We start from the raw sequence: 23,383 nt of genomic DNA on the forward strand, positions 1-23,383 counted from the left end.
CGGGGAGCCGCGCGGCACCGGGTCCGCGGCGGATGGTCACATCCGCAGCAGCCGGTACTCGCGCTTGAGCGCCGGCAGCTCCTTGCGGGTCAGGTACACCAGCCCGGCGGCGCCCGCGGCGGCCAGCGCCACCTTGACCAGCGCCCCGGAGCCGCCGGCCGCCGCCGGCTCGGGCGGCGCCGTCGTCCCCCGGGATGCCGCCCGGGACGGCGGCCGCTTCCACGCGATGAACACGGTCCTCACCTCCTGCTGGGCGTCCTTGCCTGCGGTGCGCCGCCGGGTCAGCCCGGCGGCAGGTTGGGCATGGCCTTCGAGATCGGGTCGCGCCGGCGCGGGTTGATGCCCGTGGAGCGCCGCGCGTCCACGGTGTCGTCGGCGTGGTGGCCGCGCTGCTTCTGCACCGGCCCGGCGTTGCCCTGGTCGACGCCCTTGACGTGCGCGGAGACGTCGGGGGCGACGTCGGGCTTGCCTACCCGGATGGTCATGGCTCCTCCTCGCGATGCTCGAGCTCGGCGAAGAACTCCTCGACCGCCGGCCACACCCGGCTCCCGCCGGACAGGCCCCGCCACTCCCGGCGCACGACGGCGACGAGGCGGAAGCAGTCGTCGATCGGCACGATCCAGTGGTGCCGGGCGCCGCGGGCGGTGTTGACGAGGAAGGCCTCGACCTCCGGCGCCAGGCCGGCCAGCTCGGGGCGGCGCGCCACGACCGCCGCCCACCCCGCGGGGTCGACCTCCCAGCGGGTGGAGCCGAGCGGGCTGGGGTAGTGCGCCACCACCGCGCCGTCCGCGCCGCGGACGACGTACGCCAGTCCCACCGGGACGCCGAGCTCGTCGGTGGCCACCGCGCCGAGCCGCAGCCGGCGCTCGGGCACGAGGCGGTAGTGCCCCAGGCTGGCCACGTCGCGCACGAAGAGCAGCGCGCAGGGGCGGCAGGCGCACATGACGTCGGCCCGCTCGGTGTCGAGCAGGTGCCGGTGCCGCTCGGGCAGCGGGGCGCCGCACACGTCGCACCGCTCGGCGAGCAGCGGGGCCCGGCCGGCCCCGCGGAGCACCCGCTCCAGCGCGCCGCTGCTCACGGCGTGCCCAGGGCGGCGGGACGGTGGAACAGCGCCTCGACCGGGATGACCGCGGCCGCGGCGGGCGGGCGGACCGGGGCGACGTCGCGCAGCTCCGGGGCCAGGGCGAGCACGGCCTCGGACACCGTCTGCTCGAGGGTGACCGCCGACGACGAGCAGCTCGAGCACGCCCCGGAGAGCTGGACCTGGGCGACGCCGGCGTCGATGCCGACCAGCTCGACGCGCCCGCCGTGGGACTCGACGTACGGGCGCACCGTCTCCAGCGCCTGCTCCACCCGGTCCTCGACCGTGCCGGGATGGAGGTCGTGGACGACCAGCAGGTGCCCGAGGAGCTGGTCGCGGGCGAGGTCGGCGTGCAGGGCGGGCGCGAGCGCCAGCAAGCGGCGCAGCGCCTCGCCGTAGATCTCCGCCAGCGTCCGGATCGCCTCGACGGCGGCCTCCGCGGCGGCGCCGGGTGCGGACTCGACGACGTCGAGGAGCTCGTCGAAGCGGGCGAGCAGCTGCCCGACCGCCGCGTCGTCCAGCCGTGGCTCAGCCATGGGAGGCCCCGAACATCGGTGAGTGCGTCTGGCGGATGGTCCGGCCCCCGCCGACGTACATGTGCACCCCGCACGGCAGGCACGGGTCGAAGCTGCGCACGGCGCGCATGATGTCGACGCCGCGGAAGTCGTCCGGGCCGTTCTCCTCGAAGATCGGCATGTCCTGCACCGCGTCCTCGTAGGGTCCGGGGGTGCCGTAGCTGTCCCGCGGGCTGCCGTTCCACGGCGTGGGCGGGTAGGGGTGGTAGTTGGCGATCTTGCCGTCGCGGATGACGAGGTGGTGGGACAGCACCCCGCGGACGGCCTCGTGGAAGCCGCAGCCGATGGCCTCCTCGGGCAGCTCGAAGGTCTGGAAGACCTTCTGGTCCCCGCCGCGCACCCGGGTCAGGGCCTCCTCGAGGAAGTACAGCGCCATGCCGGCGGCGTAGGCGATGAAGTAGGCCCGGGCCCGGTCGCGCTCGATGGCGTTGGACCACGGCGGGATCCGCCACTCCAGGGTCTGCTCGGGCAGGCTCGCGCTGCGCGGCAGGGTGATCTGCACGCTCGAGCCGGTCGAGCGCACGTACGGGGTGTTCACCCGGTTGGCCAGCGCCGTGGTGTACAGCCGCGCGAACGGGCCGCCGCCGGTGTCCAGGGCCAGGTGGTCGCCGGTGCGCTGGTCGAACCAGCGCGGGCTCATCACCCAGCTGTACCTGCCGTCGAAGTCGCGCTTGCCCGGCGCGGGCAGGGTGGTCTGGTTCCACGGGTGGCGGTGGTCCACCGGGTTGCCGAGCGGGTCGTGGGTGACGAACGGCGGCTCGTTCGCCCAGTCCTCGTAGAAGGAGCTGCCCAGCAGGATCCGGATGCCCAGGTTGATGTCGACGAGGTTGGTGGTCACCAGCTGGCCGTCGACGACGACGCCGGGGGTGACGAACATGGCGTTGCCCCACTCGTTCATCGTCTCGTAGCGGTAGTCGACGACCTCGGGGTCCTGGAAGGCGCCCCAGCAGCCCAGCAGGACCCGGCGGCGGCCGACCTCCTCGTAGCCGGGCAGCGCCTCGTAGAAGAAGTCGAAGACGTCGTCGTTCATCGCCACGGCCTGCTTGACGAAGTCGATGATCGACATCAGCCGGGACAGGTAGTCGGTGAACAGCGTCGGGGAGGGCATGGTGCCGACCCCGCCGGGGTACATCGTCGAGGGGTGGACGTGGCGGCCCTCCATGAGGCAAAACATCTCGCGGGTGACCCGGCTCATGTGCAGCGCCTGCTTGTACACCTCGCCCTCGAACGGGTTGAAGGCGCGCATGAGGTCGGCGATCGTGCGGTAGCCGTGGATCTCGGCGTGCGGCGCGGGGGTGTTCTCCGCCTTGGCGAGCAGGCTGGGGTTGGTCGCCCGGACCATCGCCTCGCAGAAGTCGACGAAGACGAGGTTGTCCTGGAACAGGGTGTGGTCGAAGAGGTACTCCGCGGCCTCACCGAGGTTGACGATCCACTCGCCCAGCTTCGGGGTCTTGATGCCGTAGGCCATCTGCTGGGCGTAGTTGGAGCAGGTGGTGTGGTTGTCCCCGCAGATGCCGCAGATCCGGCTGGTGATGAAGCCGGCGTCGCGTGGGTCCTTGCCCCGCATGAACACCGAGTAGCCGCGGAAGAGCGAGGAGGTGGAGTGGCACTCGGCGACCCGCCGGTTCCGGAAGTCGATCTTGGTGTAGATGCCCAGGTTGCCGATGATGCGGGTGATGGGGTCCCAGGACATCTCGACGAGCTGTTCCTGCTCCTGCCCCGGGCCGGCGCCCCGGCGGTCGGTGGCGGTCATTGCGGGCCTCCTGCCGTGGTGGGGACGTCGGCGCGCCAGCGCGGGTCGTAGCCGGTGGTGAGCTCGTCGCGGTTGTGCCGCCAGCGCGGCTCCTTGTTGAGCGAGGCGTTGGTGATGCCCCGCATGCGGCGGACGAACAGGCCGTAGGGCTTGCCCAGGGTGGCGGAGAGGTACCCGCCGGGCGGGGCGTCCATGAACGGCATGAACTTGTCGGGGAAGCCGGGCATCGTGCAGCCGATGCAGATGCCGCCGACGTTGGGGCACCCGCCCACGCCGTGCATCCAGCCCCGCTTGGGCACGTTGCAGTTGACCACCGGGCCCCAGCACCCGACCTTCACCTGGCACTTGGGCGAGTTGTAGTCGTAGGCGAAGTCGGACTGCTCGTAGTACCCGGCCCGGTCGCAGCCCTCGTGGACGGTCTTGCCGAACAGCCACTGCGGGCGCAGCAGGTCGTCCAGCGGGGGCGGGGGCGCGGCGCCGGCCGCGTGGTAGAGGACCCAGGCCAGGGTCTCCATGAAGTTCTCCGGCTGGACCGGGCAGCCGGGGATGTTGACGATCGGCAGCCCGCCGGCGGAGCGGAAGTCCCAGCCGAGGTAGTCCGCCAGGCCCATCGAGCCCGTCGGGTTGCCCGCCATGGCGTGGATGCCGCCGTACGCCGCGCAGGTGCCGATGGCGACCACCGCCCACGCCCGGGGCGCGAGCCGGTCGATCCACCAGTTCAGGGTCAGCGGCTCGCCGGTGGCCAGGTCGTTGCCGAAGGAGGTCCAGTAGCCCTCGCCGTTGATGTTCTCGTTGGGGATGGACCCCTCGATGACGAGTATGAACGGGGCCAGCTCCCCGCGCGCCGCCGCCCGGAAGGGGGCGAGGAACTCCTCGCCGCCCAGGGTGGGGGAGAGGACCTTGTTGTGCAGGTTCACCTTCGGCAGACCCGGGATGAGCCCGGTGACGACGTCCTCGATGGAGGGCTGGCTGGACGCCGTGATCGAGACGGTGTCCCCGTCGCAGCTCATGCCCTCCGAGATCCACAGGATGTCGATCTCGTCGAAGCCGGCGCGCTGGTCGCCGGGGGCGGTCTGCGGGGTGGTGGTCATCTCTGCCTCCTTCACCGGACGGGCCGGCGCTGGGAACCCGGGGACGGCGCGAGGGTGCTGGACGACGGCCCGGCAGCCTCACGCGCCACGTCGAGGACGAGGGGGACGGCCCGCTCGACGGCGGCGCGCACCGGCGCGGACAGCCCCATGCCCTCGGCGAGGACCTGCGGCTGGCAGCCGACGACGAGCACCCGGCCGACGGAGCCGCCGAGGCCGCGCAGCGCCGCCAGGACGACGTCGGGGCTCATGGCGTGGGCGTCGACGGCGCCGGGGGCGCCGACGTCGACCTGGCCGGTGGCGTCGAGGACGGCGAGGGTCCCGGGCCGTTGTCCCAGCGGCACGGCGTCGACCAGGACGAGGGTGTCGTAGCGGCCGTCGAGCAGCTCGTAGGCGAGGTGGATGCCGCGGATGCCGTAGTCGGCCACCTCGACGCCGGCGGGGACGTCGGCCGGGGCGAGCCGGCGGACCACCTCGACCCCGAACGCGTCGTCGCCGAGGAAGACGTTGCCGATGCCGGCCACCAGCACGGTCATGGCGCGCCTCCCGCGGTGCCGTCCACGGGGGCGTCGTCCGCCAGCGGCTCGACCTCCTCGGGCGCGAAGTAGTGGAAGCGGCCGTACCACCGGTGCGGCTCGCTGGAGGGGTCCTCGAGCGTGACCGCGACGTGGCGGGCGTCGTCGACGTCGCGGTACACGCCCTCGACGCGGGCGGTGCGCCCGGTGAGGAACATGTCGTGCGCGTCCGTGCCCCGGGGACGCGGGTGCAGGCGCACCCTGCTGCCGCGGGCGACCGGCACCCCGGCGACGACCACGCTCTCGGCGCCCGGCGGGGTCCGGGCCGGGCGCAGGGACCGGATGGCCCCGTGCAGCCGGGCCATGACCTCCGGCGGCATGGTGTCGACGCGGTCGACGATCGCGGCCGTGCGCGGGTCCGTGGCGCGGACCTCCGCCTTCTCGGCGTCGGTGAGCGTGAGGGTGCGCAGGGAGAGGATCTCGTCGATCTCGGCGGCGTCGAAGAGGTCGCCGGGGCTCTCCGGGGCGACCCGCGGGTGGTCGTAGAGGATGATCGGCGAGGACAGCACCAGGTCGCGGCTGCCCGGCTCGCCGACGAGCACCGGGAAGGTGCGGACGTTCGCGCACTGCCCGGCGGACTCGCCGGCCCAGGCGGGCGGGTCGAGCAGCGACAGGAACGCGCCGTCGTCCGTGGCCAGCAGGGTGTGCGCGGCGACGAGGCTGGACCGCAGGGCCACCGGCCGGGGCGCGTCCGGCGGCGGGCCCGCGGCCGTGTTCTCGGTGCGCACGCGCAGGCGCAGGAGCGGGAACGGCGTGGGGGCCGGCTCCGCCGTGACGTGCACGCGCGCCGCGAGCGGCCGGCGCCGGCGCACCACCCGGCCGGCCGGGCGGGTGGCGCCGTCGGGCACGGGCTCGACGTCCTCGCCGCCCGGGGCCGAGATGTCGGCCGTGAGGGGCCCCTCGCGCAGCCGCGCGAGCGGCACCACCACGTCGGCGAGCCGGGGGACGGCCTCCTCGAAGCTCAGCTCGGCGCGGTCGCCGGTCTCGAGCCGCTCGACCCGCTGGAACGAGCCGTCGGGCCGGAGCGCCTCGACGTCGCGGGCCTGGAGCCGGAGGTAGCGCACCCGCACCCGCACCGTCGCCGTCGGCGGCGCCTCGAGCAGGCACTCGCTCTGCTGCCACCACCCCTCGCTCGACCCCGCCACGCTGTCGCGGGCGTCGCCGCGGGCCTCGATCCAGCCGCGCGGGGCGAGGACGCCGAACTGCCAGCGCACCTGGTTCTTGGGCGAGGACTTGCGGTAGGGGTAGAGGACGTAGCCCTCGTAGAGGACGGCGTCGGCGACGGCCTGGGCGCGCGCGAACGGGTCGGGCACCGGATCGTTCACTCTCGCACCTCCCTGTGGCCTCGTCGCCGGTTGGAGTCCCTCTCGTCTAGGGCTGCTGCGCCCGCACCGCCTCCCGCTCGGGAGCGTGGGCGGCGAGCCACTCGAGCCATTCGGCGAAGCCCTCCCCGGTGGTCGCCGAGACGACCAGGGCCTGGACCCGGGGGTTGAGCTGGCGGGCCTGCGCCACGCACCGCTCGACGTCGAAGTCGACGAAGGGGAGCAGGTCGGCCTTGTTGACGAGCACGAGGTCGGCCGACGCGAACATGTGCGGGTACTTCAGCGGCTTGTCGTTGCCCTCGGTGACCGAGATGATCACGACCCGGGCGGCCTCGCCGAGGTCGAAGAGCGCCGGGCACACGAGGTTGCCGACGTTCTCGACGAACAGGTAGGACCCCGGCCGCGGCGCCAGGCGGTCGAGACCCCGACGGAGCATGTCCGCGTCGAGGTGGCAGCCGGCGCCGGTGTTGATCTGGACGACGGGCGCCCCGGTGGCGCGGATGCGGTCGGCGTCGAGGAGGGTCTCCTGGTCGCCCTCGACGACGGCGACGTCACGGTCGGCGGCCAGCTCGCGGATCGTCCGCTCGAGCAGGGTGGTCTTGCCGGCCCCCGGCGAGCTCATGACGTTGACGGCGAGGATCTCCCGGCCCTCGAACCAGCCGCGGTTGCGGGCGGCGAGCAGGTCGTTCTTGGCGAGGACGTCCTGCTCGATGCTGATCGTCTGGCCCGCGGGGCTCGCGTCCTCGTGCGGGTGCTCGGGGCGGGGGCGGCCGTGGTCGTGGTCGTGGTGGTCGTGACCGTGACCGTGACCGTGGCCGGAGTCGTCGTGGTCGTGATCGTGCTCGTGGTGGTCGTGCTCGTGCTCGTGGTGCTCGTGCCGCGGATGACCGCCGTGCTCGGGGTGGACGTCCAGCGGCAGCAGCACGCGGGTGGCGGCCTCGTCGCCGCACCCGCAGGTGGCACACATGGTTCACAGCACCTTCACCGAGGTGACCGAGAGCTCCCGGCCGTGCAGGATCGAGACGTCCGCGCTGCCGCACCGGCAGAGCGGGATGGGGTCGGTGAGCTCGAACTCCCGCGCGCAGGAGCGGCACACCGCGGCCCCGACCGGTTCCTCGATGCGCAGCTCGGCACCGGCGAGCGGGGTGCCGTCCGCGACGAGGTCGAAACAGAAACGCACTGCATCGGGGACGACGCCCGAGAGCCGGCCGATCGTCAGGTTCACGACCGTCACCTTCCGGTCGCCGGTGCGGTCCAGGACCGCCTCGACGATGCTCTGGGTGATCGAGAGTTCGTGCATCAGCACACCTGTCCGCGCCAACGTAGACGCCTGTCGACGACTGTGCAACCGCACTTTCGGGGGGAGGTGCCGCCGACCGGACCGGGGGGATCGGCGCCGACCGGACGGAGGGAGAGGCGCTGCCCGGAGGCGCCTGCTGACGCCGCCCGGCGACGTCGCTACTGTGGCCGTGCAGCACACGATCCTGGTCCGCGACGGCAAGGACGTCGGATGCAGCGCAGGAACAGATCCCCACGCGGCGCCCCCTCGGCAGCGACGTGCCCCGCCTGGGGTGCCGGCGAGCGGCGGTCCCTGGCCGGCATGGGCGCCGTCGTCCTCCTGCTCCACCTCCTCGGATGGGGCGTCCTCCTCCTCGTCGTCGCGCCCCGGGCGCTCAGCGTCGGCGCGGGCGGGGTGTTCGGCGTCGGCCTCGGCGCCACCGCCTACTTCCTCGGCGTGCGGCACGCCTTCGACGCGGACCACATCGCCGCGATCGACAACACCACCCGCAAGCTGGTCGGCGAGGGCAGTCCGGCCGTGAGCGCGGGGTACTGGTTCTCCCTCGGGCACTCGAGCGTCGTCTTCGGCCTGTGCCTGCTGCTGGCCCTGGGCATGCGGGCCCTCGTCGGGCCGGTCGCCGACGCCGGCTCGCCGTTGCAGCAGACCCTGGGCGCGGTGGGCACGACCGTGGCTGCCGGTTTCCTCTTCCTCGTCGGCCTGGCCAACCTGGCCGCCGTCTCGGGCCTCGTCCGCACGCTCCGGCGCACGCGCGAGGGGACGCTCGACGAGCAGCAGCTCGAGCGGCACCTCGCCAGCCGCGGGTTCCTCGCCCGCCTGCTCGGCGGGACCCTGCGCCGGGTCGGCAAGCCCTGGCACCTGTACCCCGTCGGCCTGCTCATGGGCCTGGGGTTCGACACCGCCACCCAGGTCGCCCTGCTGGTCCTCGCCGCGGGCACGGCCGGGCTCACGCTGCCCTGGTACGCCCTGCTGGTGCTCCCCGTGCTCTTCGCCGCCGGGATGAGCCTGTTCGACGCCGCCGACGGCGTGGTCATGGCCCGGGCCTACCGGTGGGCCGTCGACGTGCCGCTGCGCCGGGCGTACTACGGGCTGACCGTGACCGTGCTCTCCGTCGTGGCGGCGCTGACGGTCGGCACGGTGCTTCTCCTCCAGCTCCTCTCCGAGCGCACCGGGGCCGCCACGGGCCCGCTGGCCCTGGCGGCGGGGGCCGACCTCGAGCACGCCGGGTTCGCCATCGCGGGGGTCCTCCTCGCCGTGTGGCTCCTCGGCGCGGCCCTGTGGCGGTGGCGCCCGGACCGCCGACGGCAAGGCCGGCGCGTGCCCGATGCCTGACCCGCGCCGAAACGGTCACTGGACGGCCAGAGCTCTGATACGTTCCCGGCCCAACCGGTGCAAGGACGCGCCGGAGAAGTCCTCGTTCCACGCCCTGCTGCATCCCTGCGTTTCCGCCGTGGCCCGTTCCGCTGCCCGACCTGGAGGACCGTGATGACGATCGTGAAGGTGGCCCTGACCCAGACGCCCTGGACCGGTGACCGGGAGTCGATGATCGCGCTCCACGAGGAGTACACGCGGCAGGCGGCGGCCCAGGGCGCCCAGGCGATCTGCTACGAGGAGCTCTTCACGGGCCCGTACTTCGGCATCACCCAGGACCCGAAGTACTACCGGTACGCCGAGCCGATCCCCGGTCCCACGACCGAACGGTTCAGCGCGCTGGCCAAGGAGCTGGGCATGGTGATCGTCCTGCCCCTGTACGAGGAGGACCAGCCCGGCGTCTACTACAACAGCGCCGTGGTCATCGACGCCGACGGCAGCATCCTCGGCACCTACCGCAAGCACCACCTGCCGCACCTGCCCAAGTTCTGGGAGAAGTTCTACTTCCGCCCCGGCAACCTCGGGTATCCCGTGTTCGACACCGCGGTGGGCAAGGTCGGCGTCTACATCTGCTACGACCGGCACTTCCCCGAGGGCTGGCGCGAGCTGGGCCTGGGCGGCGCCGAGATCGTCTTCAACCCCAACGCCACCGCCCCGGGCATCTCCAACCGCAACTGGGAGCTCGAGCAGCCGGCCGCCGCGCTGGCCAACGGCTACTTCGTCGCCGCCGCCAACCGGGTGGGCGCGGAGACGAACGAGTACGGCGACGAGGCCGTGACCTTCTACGGCAGCTCCTACGTCGTGGGTCCCGACGGCATGTTCGTCGGCGACTGGGCCTCGAGCACCGAGGCGGAGGTCAAGGTCTGGGAGATCGACCTCGACCTCATCCGCGAGGTGCGCGAGCGCTGGCAGTTCTACCGCGACCGGCGGCCGGACTCCTACGCCGCCATCACGGCGCGCTGAGCGGGGCGCGCCGTGAAGACCCTGATCACCGGCGGGACGGTCGTCAACGCCACCGGCCGGGCGCGGGCCGACGTGCTCATCGACGGCGAGAAGATCGCCGCGGTCCTCGCCCCCGGCTCGAGCCTGCTCGGCTTCGACGTCGCGGCGCACGTCGACGTCGTCGTCGACGCCACCGGCAAGTACGTCATCCCCGGCGGCATCGACGCCCACACCCACATGGAGATGCCCTTCGGCGGCACCTTCGCCTCGGACACCTTCGAGACCGGCACCGTGGCGGCCGCCTGGGGCGGGACGACGACGATCGTGGACTTCGTCGTGCAGTACCCCGGGCAGAACCCCCTCGACCAGTACGCCCTGTGGCACGACAAGGCGGCCGGCCGCTGCGCCGTCGACTACGGCTTCCACCAGATCCTCTCCGACATCCAGGCCCCCTCCCTCGACGCCATGGACGAGCTCGTGGCCGAGGGCGTGACGAGCTTCAAGGTCTTCACCGCCTACAAGGGCGTCTTCCTGTCCGACGACGGGCAGATCCTCACGGCGATGCAGCGCGCCGCGGCCAACGGCGCGATGGTCATGGGGCACGCGGAGAACGGCTCGGTCATCGACGTCCTCGTCCAGCAGGCCCTCGCCCGCGGCGAGACGGCGCCGATCTACCACGGCCTCACCCGCCCCTGGCAGGCCGAGGAGGAGGCCACCCACCGGCTGATCATGCTGGCCCACCTCACCGGGGCCCCGCTGTACGTCGTCCACGTCTCGGCCAAGCAGGCCGTCGAGCAGATCGCCGCCGCCCGCGGCCGGGGCCAGAACGTCTTCGGCGAGACCTGCCCGCAGTACCTCTACCTCTCCCTCGAGGAGCAGCTCGGCGCCCCGGGGTTCGAGGGCGCGAAGTGGGTGTGCTCGACCCCGCTGCGCTCGCGGGCGGAGGGGCACCAGGAGCACATGTGGAAGGCCCTGCGCACCAACGACCTGCAGGTCGTCTCCACCGACCACTGCCCCTTCTGCATGAAGGACCAGAAGGAGCTCGGCCGCGGGGACTTCTCGAAGATCCCCAACGGCATCGGCTCGGTGGAGCACCGGATGGACCTGCTCTACCAGGGCGTGGTCACCGGGGAGATCTCCCTCGAGCGCTGGGTCGAGCTGTGCTGCGTGACGCCGGCCCGGATGTTCGGCATGTACGGCCAGAAGGGCGTCATCGCCCCCGGGGCCGACGGCGACGTCGTCGTCTACGACCCGAACGGGCGCACGAGCATCGGGATGGGCAAGACCCACCACATGAACATGGACTACTCGGCCTGGGAGGGCTTCGAGATCGACGGCCACGTCGACACCGTCATCTCCCGGGGCACCGTCCTCGTGGACGACGGCGAGTTCCGCGGCCGGGTGGGGCACGGCCGCTACCTCAAGCGCGGCCTGTCGCAGTACCTTGTCTGAGCCCGAGGAGGGCCCCATGGACTTCGGTGTCGTCCTGCAGAACAACCCGCCCGCCTCGCGGGTGGTCGAGCTCGCGCGGCAGGCGGAGACGCAGGGCTTCGACTACGTGTGGACGTTCGACTCCCACCTGCTGTGGCAGGAGCCGTACGTCGTCTACAGCCAGGTCCTCGCCGCCACCCGCAAGGTCCGGGTCGGGCCGATGGTCACCAACCCGGTGACCCGCGACGCGACCGTGACCGCGTCGGCCTTCGCCACGCTCAACGAGATGTTCGGCAACCGCACGGTGTGTGGGATCGGCCGGGGCGACTCCGCGGTCCGGGTGCTCAATGGGCGCCCGGCGACCCTCGCCCAGCTGCGCGAGGCCGTGCACGTCATCCGGGAGCTGGCGAACTCCCGGGCGGTGGAGATCAACGGGTCCACGGTCCGGTTCCCCTGGAGCCGGGACTCGCGGCTCGAGGTGTGGGTGGCCGGGTACGGGCCCAAGACGCTCGCCCTGACGGGCGACGTCGCCGACGGCTTCATCCTCCAGCTCGCCGACCCCGACGTCACCGCCTGGACCATCCGGGTGGTGCGCGAGGCGGCCGAGCGGGCCGGGCGGGACCCCGACGCGCTGCAGTTCTGCGTCGCCGCGCCGATGTACATCGGTGACGACCGCTCCCACATGCACGACCAGACCCGCTGGTTCGGCGGCATGGTGGGCAACCACGTCGCCGAGCTCGTCGCCCGGTACGGCCACGACGCGGAGCTGCCGCACTCCCTGACCGACTACATCGCCGGCCGCACCGGGTACGACTACAACGAGCACGGCCGGGCGGGGAACACGCACACCGAGTTCGTGCCGGACGAGGTGGTCGAGCGGTTCTGCGTGCTGGGCACGTGGCAGGAGCACGTCGCCAAGCTCACCGGGCTGCGCGAGATCGGCGTCACCCAGTTCGCCGGGTACCTCATGCACGACAACAAGGAGGAGACCCTCCGGGTGTACGGCGAGCACGTCATCCCGGCGATGCGGGAGGCCGTGCGCGCGAAGGTGTGACCGCCCCGCCGGTCAGCGCAGGCCGGGCACGGGGTCAGCGCAGCCCGGGCACGTGCAGGTCCGCCCACACGAGGCGGTGGTCGGAGCTGGGGAACGGGTACTGGCCGGTCAGCTCCGAGCCCGGCTCGTCCGCCATGGGCCAGAACACCCCCGCGTCGCGCACCGGCAGGTTGCGCGAGGGCAGCACGTAGTCCACCCGCAGGTTGCCCGGCCCGGGGGTGTCGGCGAAGTCGGCGGTGTCCAGGGCGGCGTCGCCGCGGTGGGTGACGTTCGCGCCGCGCTGGGTGGCGGCCGCCTCCACGGCGCCGCGGGAGGTCGGCCCGGGGTCGCGCAGGCGCGGGGAGTCCAGGAGCTGGTCGATGGCGCCGTCGGTGGAGTCCCCGTCGAGCGGGTCGGCGTTGTAGTCCCCGACGACGACGAACCGCTCGCCGCGGGCCAGCCCGCCGGGGCGGCCGGCGTCGTCGTAGATGTAGGCACCCTCCCGCTCGCCGGCGACGTAGTCCGCCCAGAACCGGATCTCGTCGTGGTTGCGCCGGCCGTTGCGGTCCTCGGCGCCGTCGAAGGTCGGCGGGGTGGGGTGGGCGGCGAGCACGTGCACGGTGGTGGAGCCGACCTCGACCGGGACGTCCCAGTGCGACTTGCTCGACAGCGGCAGCTCGTCGAGCACCTCGGGGGCGTACCAGTCCGCCGGCTGGGAGGTGGCCGGGTCGTCCGGCAGCAGCGCCCCGGGCATGTCCCGCCACCTGAAGTGCTGGAAGGTGCGCACCTCGTCCTCGGCGATGGGGTAGCGCGAGAGCACCACCATGCCGTACTGGCCGGGGAAGGCGCCGAAGCCCCAGGCGTCGTCGGGGCCGCCGACGGCGCCGTCGTGGTTGAGGTCGTGGCCGGAGGGCACGCCGGTGTTGACCGGCGCGGCGTAGGCGTAGGGGTAGTCGACGGCGGGCGACCCGTCCGCGGCGTCGTCGGCCTCGAGGTAGCGCTGGCGGAACAGGTCCACGGCCTCGCCGGCGTCGTCGTGGTCGAACTCGTTGAGCAGGACGACGTCGGGGGCGGTGGTCCGGATGATCGCTGCGACCGCGCGCGCCTGGCGGTCGGTGCCCGAGGCGAGGTCGGCGACGAGCTCGCCCGGCGCGGACCGGTTGAGCGAGGTGTTGAAGGTCGCCACCCGGAGCGTGGCGGGGTGGTCGCGGGCCGCGCTCGCGGTGGCCGCGCCGGCGGGCGCGGCCGCACCGACGGCTGCCACCGTCAGTGCCCCGAGCGCCCCCAGCGCCCGCGTTCGCGTCCGCATATGGCCAAGGTAACAACTTGGTCATCGGACGGAAAGAGTTTGGGACGCCTGGGGACAGTCCGCGGTCGCGCGGGCGGGCCACCGGGGGCGGTGGCGGCCGGCGTGGGCCGGGCGGTCAGCCGCCGAGCTCGCGGTCCCGCTCGACCGCGCCCTGCACGCCGCGGACGACGGCGGGGGAGAAGCCCGCCTCCTCCATGGCCACCAGCCCCGCCACGGTCGTCCCGCCGGGAGAGGTGACCATGTCGACGAGGTCGGCCGGGGTGGCGCCGTCGGCCGCCCGCTCGAGGACCATCTGCGCGCTGCCGAGCACCGCCTGCGCGGCGATGCGCACGGCCTGGGCCTTGGGCAGCCCGTTGCGCAGCGCGCCGCGGGCGAGGGCGTCGATGAAGGTGAAGACGAAGGCGGGGGAGCACCCGGCGATGGCGGAGTAGGCGGCAAAGTCCCGCTCGGGCAGCACGATCGCGCGCCCGACCGCCTCGAAGAGCCCGACGACGGTGTCGACCTGCTCGTCGCCGGCCTCGGCGTTGCCGCATACGGCCGCCATCCCCGCACCGATCTGGGCGTTGACGTTGGGCATGACCCGCACCACCGCCTGCCCCGGCGGCAGCAGCTCCTCCAGCCGGGCCAGCGTGGTGCCGGCGGCGAGGGAGACGACCAGGGAGCCGTTCTCGGCGAGCAGGTCTTGCAACGGGCGCAGGACCTCAGGGATGAGGTGCGGCTTGACGGCGAGGACGACCACCCCGCCGGCGCCCACCTGTTCCACGAGCTCCTCGTTCGTGCCCAGCACGTCCACGCCGGTCTCCCGCGCCAGGGCCTGGGCGGAGCTGCCGTGGGCGCTGGTGACGACTACGTCCTCGGGGGCGACCGACCCGGACGCCACGATTCCCCGCACGATTGCGCCGGCCATGTTGCCCGCGCCGATGAACCCGACCCGCATGCTGCTCCCTCTGCTCGTCGCTCTGCTCGCGCGGGACCCTCGGCCCCGGCCCGTCGGCACAGTATGGCGCGGGGGCGGCATGATGGCGGCATGCCATCGCCCCACGAGCCCACCCGCCCGCGCGCCGTCGTCACCGGCGCCTCCTCCGGCATCGGCGCCGCCACCGTGCGGCGGCTGCGGGCCGAGGGCTGGCAGGTGCTGGCAACCGCGCGCCGCGCGGACCGTCTGGCGGCCCTCGCCGCGGAGACCGGCTGCGCGACCTTCCCCGCGGACCTCAGCGACCCCGACGACGTCGACGCCCTGGCCGCCCACGTGCGCGGCGCCGGCCCGCTGCGCGCGCTGGTCAACAACGCCGGCGGCGCCCTGGGCACCGACCCCGTCGAGACCGGGGACGTCGCGGAGTGGGCCCGGATGTACGAGATCAACGTGCTCGCCACCCTGCGGCTGACCCAGGCGCTGCTGCCGCACCTCAGGGCCCGACGGCGGCGGCGACGTGCTGACCGTGACCTCCACCGCCGCCCACGACACCTACCCCGGCGGCGGCGGGTACGCGGCCGCCAAGCACGCCGAGCGGATGATCCCGGCCACGCTGCGCCTCGAGCTGGTCGGCCAGCCGGTGCGCGTCATCGAGATCGCCCCCGGCATGGTCAGGACCGAGGAGTTCTCCCTCAGGCGGCTGCGCGGCGACGCCGAGGCCGCCGAGCGCGTCTACGCCGGCGTGGCCGAGCCGCTGGTGGCCGACGACGTCGCGGACGCCATCGTCTGGGCGCTGACCCGCCCCGCCCACGTCAACATCGACCAGCTCGTCATCCGCCCGCGCGCGCAGGCCTCCAACACCGTGGTGGCGCGCGAGGGCTGAGGAAGCGCGGGGCCGCGGCCGCGGCCGGCTGCACCCGCTGCGGGGCCGGCCGGGCCGCGCGTAGGCTCCTCGTGCCGCCCGATGACGTGGTCGGGCGGGCGCGACGTGCCGGCCGCGGGGCCGGGCGCCGCGGGCCGCACCGGAAGGGGGCGCGCCGTGAGCTCGCGCCGACTTCGGCTCCTCGCAGCCTCCGCCGCCCTGCTCTGCGCCGCCTGCACCCCGACGTCGTCCCTGTCGGTCCCGGCGAGCCCGTCCCCGCCGGAGGCCAGCGGCCCGCCGGCCGCCTCCGCGGACTGGGTGCGCACCGAGAACGCCCACGCCGGCACGCCGGGCTGGCAGATCGCCCGGCCGAGCGGCCCCGGCGAGATCGAGGGCTACGCCGACACCGTCAGCGCCGAGCCCGGCCGGCAGGTGCGCCTGTTCGTGTCCACCACGGCGGCCCGGTTCCGTGCCGAGGCGTTCCGGGTGGGCTGGTACGACGGCGTCGGGGCCCGCCGGTACTGGTCCTCGCCCCGTGTGGCCGGCCACCGGCAGCCACCCGCGACGACCACCGCGGACACCCGCACGGCCAGCGCCCCCTGGCGCCCCTCCCTGACCATGCCGACCGCGGGCTGGGCGCCGGGCAACTACCTGATCCGCCTCACCGCCGACTCCGGTGGTCAGACCTACGTCCCGCTCACCCTGCGCACGCCGGACGCCGCGGGCCGGGTCCTGATCCTCAACGCCGTGACGACCTGGCAGGCCTACAACGGCTGGGGCGGGCGCAGCCTCTACAAGGGCCCTCGCGGCTACCCGGACCGCTCCTACGCGGTGAGCTTCGACCGGCCCTACGACCGCAACGACGGCACGGGCCTGTACCTGATCGACGAGCTGCCCGCCGTCCGCCTGGCCGAGCGCAGCGGCATCAACCTCGGCTACCTCACCGACGTCGACCTCGACCGCGACCCCGACGCCGTGCGCGGCGCCCGCGCGGTGATCTCCCTCGGCCACGACGAGTACTGGTCGACCGCCATGCGCGACCGCCTCACCGCCGCCCGCGACGCCGGCACGAACGTCGCCTTCCTCGGCGCCAACGCCGTCTACCGGCACATCCGCTTCGACCGGGCCGCCACCGGGGACCGGCGCCTGGAGATCGACTACAAGGAGCCGCGGCTGGACCCCCTGCTCGGCAAGAACGACGCGGAGGTGACGGCGGACTGGCCCCGCGGTCCCCGCCCGCGCCCGCAGTCGGACCTGACCGGCACCTTCTACGAGTGCAACCCGGTGCGCGCACCCATGGTCCTCACCGCCACCCCGGCGTGGCTGTTCGCCGGGAGCGGCGCCGGCCCCGGGACGACCCTGCCCCGCCTGGTCGGCTCCGAGTACGACCGGGTCAACCTCGCGGTGCCCACCCCCCGGCCCATCCAGGTCCTCGCGCACTCCCCGGTCACCTGCGGCGGGCGTCGCTCGTTCGCCGACATGGCCTACTACTCCACCCCGAGCGGGGCCGGCGTGCTGAACGTCGGCACCAACATGTGGGTCCGGGCGCTGGACCGCGGCGCCGGCACCGGGGCCGACGCCGCCCGCAACGAGGCGATCGTCAGCCGCGTGACGACGAACCTGCTGCACGCCTTCGCCGCCGGCCCGGCCGGCGCGGCGCACCCGGCCGTCGACAACGTCACCGAGATCGGATCGTGACCGCGCCCGCGTCCGACTCTCGTCTCGGGCGCCGAGCGGCGGCCCTACGCTCCGTCGGTGGCCTGGTGGGAGTACCTGATCGTCCTCGGCGTCGTGCTGCTCGCGCAGTTCGTCGGCGGCTTCGCCCTCGCCGCCTGGCGCGACCGCAGCGCCCGGCGCGCACCGGCCCGCATCCGCGCCGGGCGTCGCGTCCCCGTGGCGGTCACGGTGCTCGCGGACGGGCCTCGCCGCTGCCTGGCCGTGCGCGACGGCGAGGACGTGCGCATCCACGGCCGGAAGATCGCGCTGGTGGTGAGCACCACGGAGGCGGCGGCCGCGACGGTCCGCCGCGACCACATCGACGAGGAGATGGCGGAGCTCGCCGAGCTGCGCGGGTTCGTGGACGAGCACGGCCGACAGGTCTTCCTCGGGCCGCCGGAGGAGTGGGCGCCGGCCTACGCGGCGCTGATTCAGGCACCGGCCGCGCGGGCCGGACGCCTGACGCTGCTGTGGTCCGCCAGCCTGCGGCCGGCCACGGTTGCCGGTGCCCTGGCCGTGCTGGCGGCATCACTGGTCCAGGCGATCTGGTGGAGCGGCCTCACCGAACGGCTCCCGGGGGTGGCGGCGCCCTGACGGCGCCACCCCCAGGTCGGCGCTAGACTTCCCCGAACAGGCGTCGACCCGGCCATCACCGGCGAGCCTCCGGAAGAACAGGGCCCCCCGGCCCCCAGTAGAACCGGACGGGTAGGGCCCGTCACAGCCTTTCTCGAGCGGTCACGACCGGCGCACGCCGGGCGGGGCAAGCGAGGTGGTACCGCGGCACCGGCCGCGCGGGCGAGGACCCGCGGGGCGGCGTCGTCCTCGCAGCCAGCACAAGTCGTCACCGACCGAGGAGCAGCATTGGCTGACCAGCCGCAGCGTTACCCTCTCCACCGCCCGGGCAGCGAGGTGCAGGCCTCGCCGAGCTTCCCCGCGCTCGAGCAGGAGGTGCTCGAGTACTGGAAGCAGGACGGCACCTTCCAGGCCTCGATCGACAACCGGCCCGCGGGCGAGAACGGCGAGAACGAGTTCGTCTTCTACGACGGCCCGCCCTTCGCCAACGGCCTGCCCCACTACGGCCACCTGCTCACCGGGTACGTCAAGGACGTCGTCGGCCGCTTCCAGACCCAGCTCGGCCACCGGGTCGAGCGGCGCTTCGGCTGGGACACCCACGGCCTGCCCGCCGAGCTCGAGGCCGAGCGGATCCTGGGCATCACCGACAAGACCCAGATCGACGAGATGGGCATCGAGGCCTTCAACAAGGCCTGCCGCGACTCGGTGCTGCGCTACACCCAGGAGTGGCAGGACTACGTCACCCGCCAGGCGCGCTGGGTCGACTTCGACCACGACTACAAGACCCTCGACCCCACCTTCATGGAGTCGGTGATCTGGGCCTTCAAGCAGCTCTACGACAAGGGCCTGGCCTACGAGGGCTACCGGGTGCTGCCGTACTGCTGGCACGACCAGACCCCGCTGTCCAACCACGAGCTGCGCATGGACGACGACGTCTACCAGATGCGCCAGGACCCCTCGGTCACCGTCGGCGTGCGCCTGGAGACCGGCGAGCTGGCCCTCATCTGGACGACGACGCCGTGGACCCTGCCGTCCAACCTCGCCGTCGCCGTCGGCCCGGACATCGAGTACGTCGCGGTCGCCCCGCAGGACGGGCCGCTGGCCGGGGAGCGGGTCATCCTCGCCCGCTCCCGCCTGCACGCCTACGCCCGCGAGCTGGGCGAGGAGCCCGACGTGGTCGCCGCCTTCCCGGGCACCGAGCTGGCCGGGCGGCGCTACGCGCCGATCTTCGACTACTTCCTGGGCCGCCCCGACGACCAGGCGCCCGGCCCGAACGCCTGGCAGGTGGTGGCCGCCGACTACGTCAGCACCGAGGACGGCACCGGGCTGGTCCACCAGGCCCCGGCCTTCGGCGAGGACGACATGGCGGTGTGCCAGGCCCACGGCATCGGCACCGTGGTGCCCGTCGACGACGCCGCCCGGTTCACGAGCGAGGTGCACGACTACGCCGGCCAGCAGGTGTTCGAGGCGAACAAGGCGATCATCGCCGACCTCAAGCGCGGCACCGGCCCGCTGGCCCGTCGTCCCGAGGCCGAGCGCGCGGTCCTGGTGCGCCAGGAGACCTACGACCACTCCTACCCGCACTGCTGGCGCTGCCGCACGCCGCTGATCTACAAGGCGGTGACGAGCTGGTTCGTGCGGGTCACGGAGTTCCGCGACCGCATGGTCGAGCTCAACCAGGACATCACCTGGGTGCCCGAGCACATCAAGGACGGGCAGTTCGGCCACTGGCTCGCCGGCGCCCGGGACTGGTCGATCTCCCGCAACCGCTACTGGGGCACGCCCATCCCGGTGTGGGTCTCCGACGACCCCGCCTACCCGCGTACCGACGTCTACGGCTCTCTCGCCGAGCTCGAGGCCGACTTCGGCCGCCTGCCGCTCGGCCCCGACGGCGAGCCCAACCTGCACCGGCCCTACATCGACGAGCTGACCCGGCCCAACCCGGACGACCCGACCGGGAAGTCCACGATGCGCCGGATCCCGGACATCCTCGACGTCTGGTTCGACTCCGGGTCGATGCCCTACGCCCAGGTGCACTACCCGATGGCGAACCGGGACTGGTTCGACCACCACAACCCGGGCGACTTCATCGTCGAGTACATCGGGCAGACCCGCGGGTGGTTCTACACCCTGCACGTGCTGGCCACCGCCCTGTTCGACCGGCCCGCCTTCCGCACCGCCGTCTCCCACGGCATCGTGCTCGGCTCCGACGGGCGCAAGATGAGCAAGTCGCTGCGCAACTACCCCGACGTCAACGAGGTCTTCGAGCGCGACGGCTCCGACGCCATGCGCCTGTTCCTCATGGGCTCGCCGGTGGTGCGCGGCGGGAACCTCATCGTCACCGAGGAGGGCATCCGGGAGAACGTGCGCCAGGTGCTCCTGCCGCTGTGGAACGCCTGGTACTTCTTCGCGCTCTACGCCGGCACCCTCGACGGCGGCAAGGGCTACCTCGCCCGCCCGGTGGCGCTGGACGACGCCGAGGAGGTGGCCGCCCTGCACGTCATGGACCGCTACCTCCTCGCCCGCACCCGCGACCTGGCCGCGGGCGTCCGGGCCCAGCTGGAGGCCTACGACGTGCCCGGGGCGGTGCAGTCCCTGCGCGAGCACCTCGACCTGCTGACCAACTGGTACGTGCGCACCTCGCGCGACCGGTTCTGGGAGGAGGACGCCGGCGCGTTCAACACCCTGTACACCGCGCTGGAGGTCTTCACCCGGGTCATGGCGCCGCTGGCGCCGCTGGTGACCGAGGAGATCTGGCGGGGCCTGACCGGCGGGCGCAGCGTGCACCTGACCGACTGGCCCGAGCTGCCCGAGACGGTGGCCGACGACGCCCTCGTCGCGGCCATGGACCAGGTCCGCGACGTGGTCTCGGCCACCCTGGGGCTGCGCAAGGCGCACGCCCGGCGGGTGCGCCAGCCGCTGCGCACCCTCACCGTCGTCGTCGAGGACCCGGCCGCGCTCGCGCCGTTCGCCGACCTGGCCGCCTCGGAGGTCAACGTCAAGCGCGTGGACCTGCGGGCGCTGGCCGACGGCGCCGCCGAGGAGTTCGGCGTGGTCACCAAGCTCACCGTCAACGCCCGGGCCGCCGGGCCGCGGCTGGGCAAGGACGTGCAGCGGGCCATCAAGGCCGCCCGCGAGGGCTTCTGGGAGCAGCGCGAGGGCGACGGCGTCGTCGTCGCCGACGGCATCGAGCTGCTGCCCGAGGAGTTCACCCTCACCACCGAGGTGGAGAGCCGGGAGGGCGACGCCCACGTCGCCGCCGTGCTGCCCGGCGGCGGGTTCGTGGTGCTGGACATCGCCGTCGACGACGAGCTCGCCGCCGAGGGCTACGCCCGCGACGTCGTGCGCGTGGTCCAGGACGCCCGCAAGGCCGCCGACCTGTACGTGGCCGACCGGATCCACCTCGACCTGGTCGTCCCGGCGGACAAGCTCGCGTGGGTCCAGGCCCACGAGGAGCTCATCGCCCGCGAGACCCTCGCCCTGGAGGTCGCCGCCTCCGCCGGCGACGTCGACGCCCCCGAGGCCCGCGTGCGGAAGATGGAGGCGTGATGAGCGAGCGCACCAACGACGGCGAGCCCACCCCCGAGGGCGAGCGCACCCCCGAGGGCGAGCGGTCCCCCCGCGACCCGGCCGAGGCCGAGCGCGAGGCCCGCGAGCGGATCGCCGCCTTCATGGCGGCCGCCGACGCCCCCGACGACGAGGCGGCCGCGCCCACCGCGGAGGAGCGCGCGGAGGACGAGCACGAGGCGGGCCTCAAGGCCCTCCTCAGCTCGCCGCTGTTCACCGGGCCCGACCCGGACGTGGCCGAGGAGGTCCTGCACGAGGAGGACGCCGGCCCCACCGAGGCGCAGCAGCGGGCCGGCGCCGTCGCGCACGCCCAGGCGGAGGAGGAGGTCCGGCGGATCTACCAGGCCATCCTCACCCGCGCCCCCGAGCACGACGTCCAGCCCAGCCTGCAGCGGGTGGCCGACGTCCTCGAGCTGCTCGGCGACCCGCACAAGGCCTACCCGCTGGTCCACCTCACCGGCACCAACGGCAAGACCTCCACCGCGCGGATGGTCGAGCGGCTGCTGCGCGAACGGGGCCTGCGCACGGGGCGGTTCACCTCCCCGCACCTGCACTCGGTGCGCGAGCGCATCGCCCTGGACGGCCAGCCGATCAGCCCCGAGCAGTTCATCGCCACGTGGGAGGACGTCGCCCCCTACGTCGAGATGGTCGACGCCCGCTCGCAGGCCGCCGGCGGCCCGCGGCTGAGCTTCTTCGAGGTGTTCACCGTCATGGCGTACGCCGCGTTCGCCGACGCGCCGGTGGACGTCGCCGTCGTCGAGGTCGGCATGGGCGGGCGCTGGGACGCCACCAACGTCGCCGACGGCACGGTGGAGGTGCTCACCCGCATCGACCGCGACCACGAGCGCTGGCTCGGGCACACCCTGGAGGAGATCGCGGGGGAGAAGGTCGGCATCATCACCGACCGCTCGACGGTCATCTCCGCGGACCAGGCCGAGGAGGTCGACGCGGTCATCATGTCCGCCGCCGCCCAGCACGGCGCCCGGCTGCTGCGCGACGGCCAGGAGCTCGAGGTGCTCGACCGGCAGCTGGGCGTGGGCGGGCAGCTGCTCACCCTGCGCACCCCGGCCGGGGTCTACCAGGACGTCTTCGTCCCGCTGCACGGCGAGCACCAGGCGCACAACGCGCTCCTCGCGCTCGCGGCGGTGGAGGCGTTCTTCGGCGGCGGCGCCCTCGACGGCGGCGTGGTCGAGCAGGGCTTCGCCAACGTCGACTCCCCGGGCCGGCTCGAGCTGGTCCGGCGCAGCCCCACCGTGCTGGTCGACGCTGCCCACAACCCCGCCGGCATCGAGGCGCTGCGCGCGGCGGTGGAGGAGGCCTTCGCCTTCTCCCACCTGGTCGGCGTGGTCGGGGTGATGGCGGACAAGGACGCCGAGGGGGTCCTCGCCGGCCTCGAGCCGCTGCTCAGCGAGGTGGTCATCACCCACGCCACCACCGACCGGGCGATGGACGTCGAGGAGCTGGCCGAGATCGCCGTCGACGTCTTCGGCGAGGACCGCGTGTACGTGGCCGAGCGGCTCGACGACGCCATCGACAAGGCGGCGACGCTGGCCGAGCGGGACCCCGACGAGGTGGTCACCACCACCGGGGTGCTCGTGGCCGGCTCGGTGCTGCTCGCGGCCGAGGCGCGGGCGCTGATGGGCAAGACCTCCGCCTGAGGCCGCGCCCGGTTCTCCGTGCCGGCAGCAGCCAACCTGCCACTGTGGCTGCGCCAGCCGGTCGGAGAACGTGACGAGGTCGAGGTTCTGGTTGCACCTGCGACCAGAACCTCGACCTCGTCGGCGTTCGGCGTCGTCGTGCCCGGCGGATGGCGGGGCGCGCCGCCGGGCCTCGCGAGACCCCGTGAGGCGCGGCACACCTGCTCACCGCGGTCCGCTCGTCGTGCACGGACGGCCAAATGCTGGTCGGGTGGTGCCGGGAGGGGCGAGGATAAGGCCGTGGTCCGGTATCGGACCCTCCCCGGCTACCGAAGGAG

General features: G+C 73.6%; 20 protein-coding genes and 1 pseudogene. 9 read left to right on the plus strand and 12 right to left on the minus strand.

Translation table 11 applies throughout. The features are described from left to right. Positions 1–36: 36 nt before the first annotated feature. From GD970_RS08590 to GD970_RS08635, 10 genes are read right to left on the minus strand one after another with little or no spacing between them, the layout of a single operon-like run. A complete protein-coding gene (locus GD970_RS08590; protein WP_152202468.1) occupies positions 37–234 on the minus strand; it encodes a hypothetical protein in 198 nt (65 codons plus the stop codon). Positions 235–281: 47 nt separating this feature from the next. Then, on the minus strand, positions 282–485 hold the full coding sequence (locus tag GD970_RS08595; RefSeq protein ID WP_152202469.1) for a hypothetical protein: 204 nt from the start codon (positions 483–485) through the stop codon (positions 282–284). Further along, positions 482–1,078 (minus strand): DUF5947 family protein, encoded by a 597-nt coding sequence (locus GD970_RS08600; RefSeq protein WP_152202470.1) that lies wholly within the window; start codon positions 1,076–1,078, stop codon positions 482–484. The genes GD970_RS08595 and GD970_RS08600 overlap by 4 nt, the downstream gene beginning before the upstream one ends. Next, positions 1,075–1,617, minus strand: a complete 543-nt coding sequence (locus tag GD970_RS08605; protein WP_152202471.1) for a NifU family protein — start codon at positions 1,615–1,617, stop codon at positions 1,075–1,077. Before GD970_RS08605 ends, GD970_RS08600 begins: the two co-directional genes overlap by 4 nt. Continuing rightward, positions 1,610–3,409 (minus strand): nickel-dependent hydrogenase large subunit, encoded by a 1,800-nt coding sequence (locus tag GD970_RS08610; RefSeq protein ID WP_152202472.1) that lies wholly within the window; start codon positions 3,407–3,409, stop codon positions 1,610–1,612. Before GD970_RS08610 ends, GD970_RS08605 begins: the two co-directional genes overlap by 8 nt. Beyond that, complete coding sequence (locus tag GD970_RS08615) at positions 3,406–4,500, minus strand: NADH-quinone oxidoreductase subunit B family protein (protein ID WP_152202473.1); 1,095 nt, start codon at positions 4,498–4,500, stop codon at positions 3,406–3,408. Before GD970_RS08615 ends, GD970_RS08610 begins: the two co-directional genes overlap by 4 nt. Before the next feature lie 11 nt (positions 4,501–4,511). Continuing rightward, positions 4,512–5,033, minus strand: a complete 522-nt coding sequence (locus GD970_RS08620) for a hydrogenase maturation protease (protein WP_152202474.1) — start codon at positions 5,031–5,033, stop codon at positions 4,512–4,514. Then, positions 5,030–6,397 carry a hypothetical protein gene (locus GD970_RS08625; protein ID WP_152202475.1) on the minus strand — a complete coding sequence of 456 codons (1,368 nt, stop codon included), beginning with the start codon at positions 6,395–6,397 and terminating at the stop codon, positions 5,030–5,032. The genes GD970_RS08620 and GD970_RS08625 overlap by 4 nt, the downstream gene beginning before the upstream one ends. 46 nt (positions 6,398–6,443) lie before the next feature. Beyond that, positions 6,444–7,361: a hydrogenase nickel incorporation protein HypB gene (gene hypB, locus GD970_RS08630; protein WP_152202476.1), complete on the minus strand. Its 918-nt coding sequence runs from the start codon at positions 7,359–7,361 to the stop codon at positions 6,444–6,446. A 3-nt stretch (positions 7,362–7,364) separates the two neighbouring features. Next, positions 7,365–7,694, minus strand: coding sequence for a hydrogenase maturation nickel metallochaperone HypA/HybF (locus tag GD970_RS08635; protein ID WP_152202477.1), 330 nt, complete (start codon positions 7,692–7,694; stop codon positions 7,365–7,367). Positions 7,695–7,994: 300 nt separating this feature from the next. On the opposite strand from GD970_RS08635, the gene GD970_RS08640 reads away from it, so the two are divergent. The 4 genes from GD970_RS08640 to GD970_RS08655 all read left to right on the plus strand — a co-directional run bounded on the left by GD970_RS08640 (position 7,995) and on the right by GD970_RS08655 (position 12,489). After that, a complete protein-coding gene (locus tag GD970_RS08640) occupies positions 7,995–9,023 on the plus strand; it encodes a HoxN/HupN/NixA family nickel/cobalt transporter (protein ID WP_152202507.1) in 1,029 nt (342 codons plus the stop codon). A gap of 153 nt (positions 9,024–9,176) precedes the next feature. Further along, the gene (locus tag GD970_RS08645; RefSeq protein ID WP_152202478.1) at positions 9,177–10,025 is read left to right on the plus strand and encodes a nitrilase-related carbon-nitrogen hydrolase; all 849 of its coding nucleotides are present in this window, start codon (positions 9,177–9,179) and stop codon (positions 10,023–10,025) included. 12 nt (positions 10,026–10,037) lie between these two features. Next, the gene (hydA, locus tag GD970_RS08650; protein WP_152202479.1) at positions 10,038–11,456 is read left to right on the plus strand and encodes a dihydropyrimidinase; all 1,419 of its coding nucleotides are present in this window, start codon (positions 10,038–10,040) and stop codon (positions 11,454–11,456) included. A gap of 16 nt (positions 11,457–11,472) precedes the next feature. After that, complete coding sequence (locus tag GD970_RS08655) at positions 11,473–12,489, plus strand: TIGR03842 family LLM class F420-dependent oxidoreductase (RefSeq protein ID WP_152202480.1); 1,017 nt, start codon at positions 11,473–11,475, stop codon at positions 12,487–12,489. A gap of 34 nt (positions 12,490–12,523) precedes the next feature. On the opposite strand, the gene GD970_RS08660 is transcribed toward GD970_RS08655, so the two are convergent. Then, the gene (locus tag GD970_RS08660) at positions 12,524–13,777 is read right to left on the minus strand and encodes an endonuclease/exonuclease/phosphatase family protein (protein WP_152202481.1); all 1,254 of its coding nucleotides are present in this window, start codon (positions 13,775–13,777) and stop codon (positions 12,524–12,526) included. A 115-nt stretch (positions 13,778–13,892) separates the two neighbouring features. Beyond that, positions 13,893–14,714, minus strand: coding sequence for a pyrroline-5-carboxylate reductase (gene proC, locus GD970_RS08665; protein WP_152202482.1), 822 nt, complete (start codon positions 14,712–14,714; stop codon positions 13,893–13,895). Positions 14,715–14,804: 90 nt separating this feature from the next. On the opposite strand from proC, the pseudogene GD970_RS08670 reads away from it, so the two are divergent. The 5 genes and pseudogenes from GD970_RS08670 (at position 14,805) to GD970_RS08690 (ending at position 23,066) form a co-directional block, all read left to right on the plus strand. Beyond that, a pseudogene (locus GD970_RS08670) lies at positions 14,805–15,573 on the plus strand (SDR family oxidoreductase). Positions 15,574–15,729: 156 nt separating this feature from the next. Next, positions 15,730–17,250 (plus strand): N,N-dimethylformamidase beta subunit family domain-containing protein, encoded by a 1,521-nt coding sequence (locus GD970_RS08675; protein WP_152202483.1) that lies wholly within the window; start codon positions 15,730–15,732, stop codon positions 17,248–17,250. A gap of 57 nt (positions 17,251–17,307) precedes the next feature. Continuing rightward, positions 17,308–17,862: a hypothetical protein gene (locus tag GD970_RS21580; RefSeq protein WP_155524116.1), complete on the plus strand. Its 555-nt coding sequence runs from the start codon at positions 17,308–17,310 to the stop codon at positions 17,860–17,862. 267 nt (positions 17,863–18,129) lie between these two features. After that, the gene (gene ileS, locus GD970_RS08685) at positions 18,130–21,390 is read left to right on the plus strand and encodes an isoleucine--tRNA ligase (RefSeq protein ID WP_152202485.1); all 3,261 of its coding nucleotides are present in this window, start codon (positions 18,130–18,132) and stop codon (positions 21,388–21,390) included. Then, positions 21,390–23,066, plus strand: a complete 1,677-nt coding sequence (locus GD970_RS08690; protein ID WP_152202486.1) for a bifunctional folylpolyglutamate synthase/dihydrofolate synthase — start codon at positions 21,390–21,392, stop codon at positions 23,064–23,066. Before ileS ends, GD970_RS08690 begins: the two co-directional genes overlap by 1 nt. Positions 23,067–23,383 lie beyond the last annotated feature (317 nt).

This window comes from Georgenia thermotolerans (assembly GCF_009193185.1).
Taxonomy (GTDB): Bacteria; Actinomycetota; Actinomycetes; order Actinomycetales; family Actinomycetaceae; genus Georgenia; species Georgenia thermotolerans.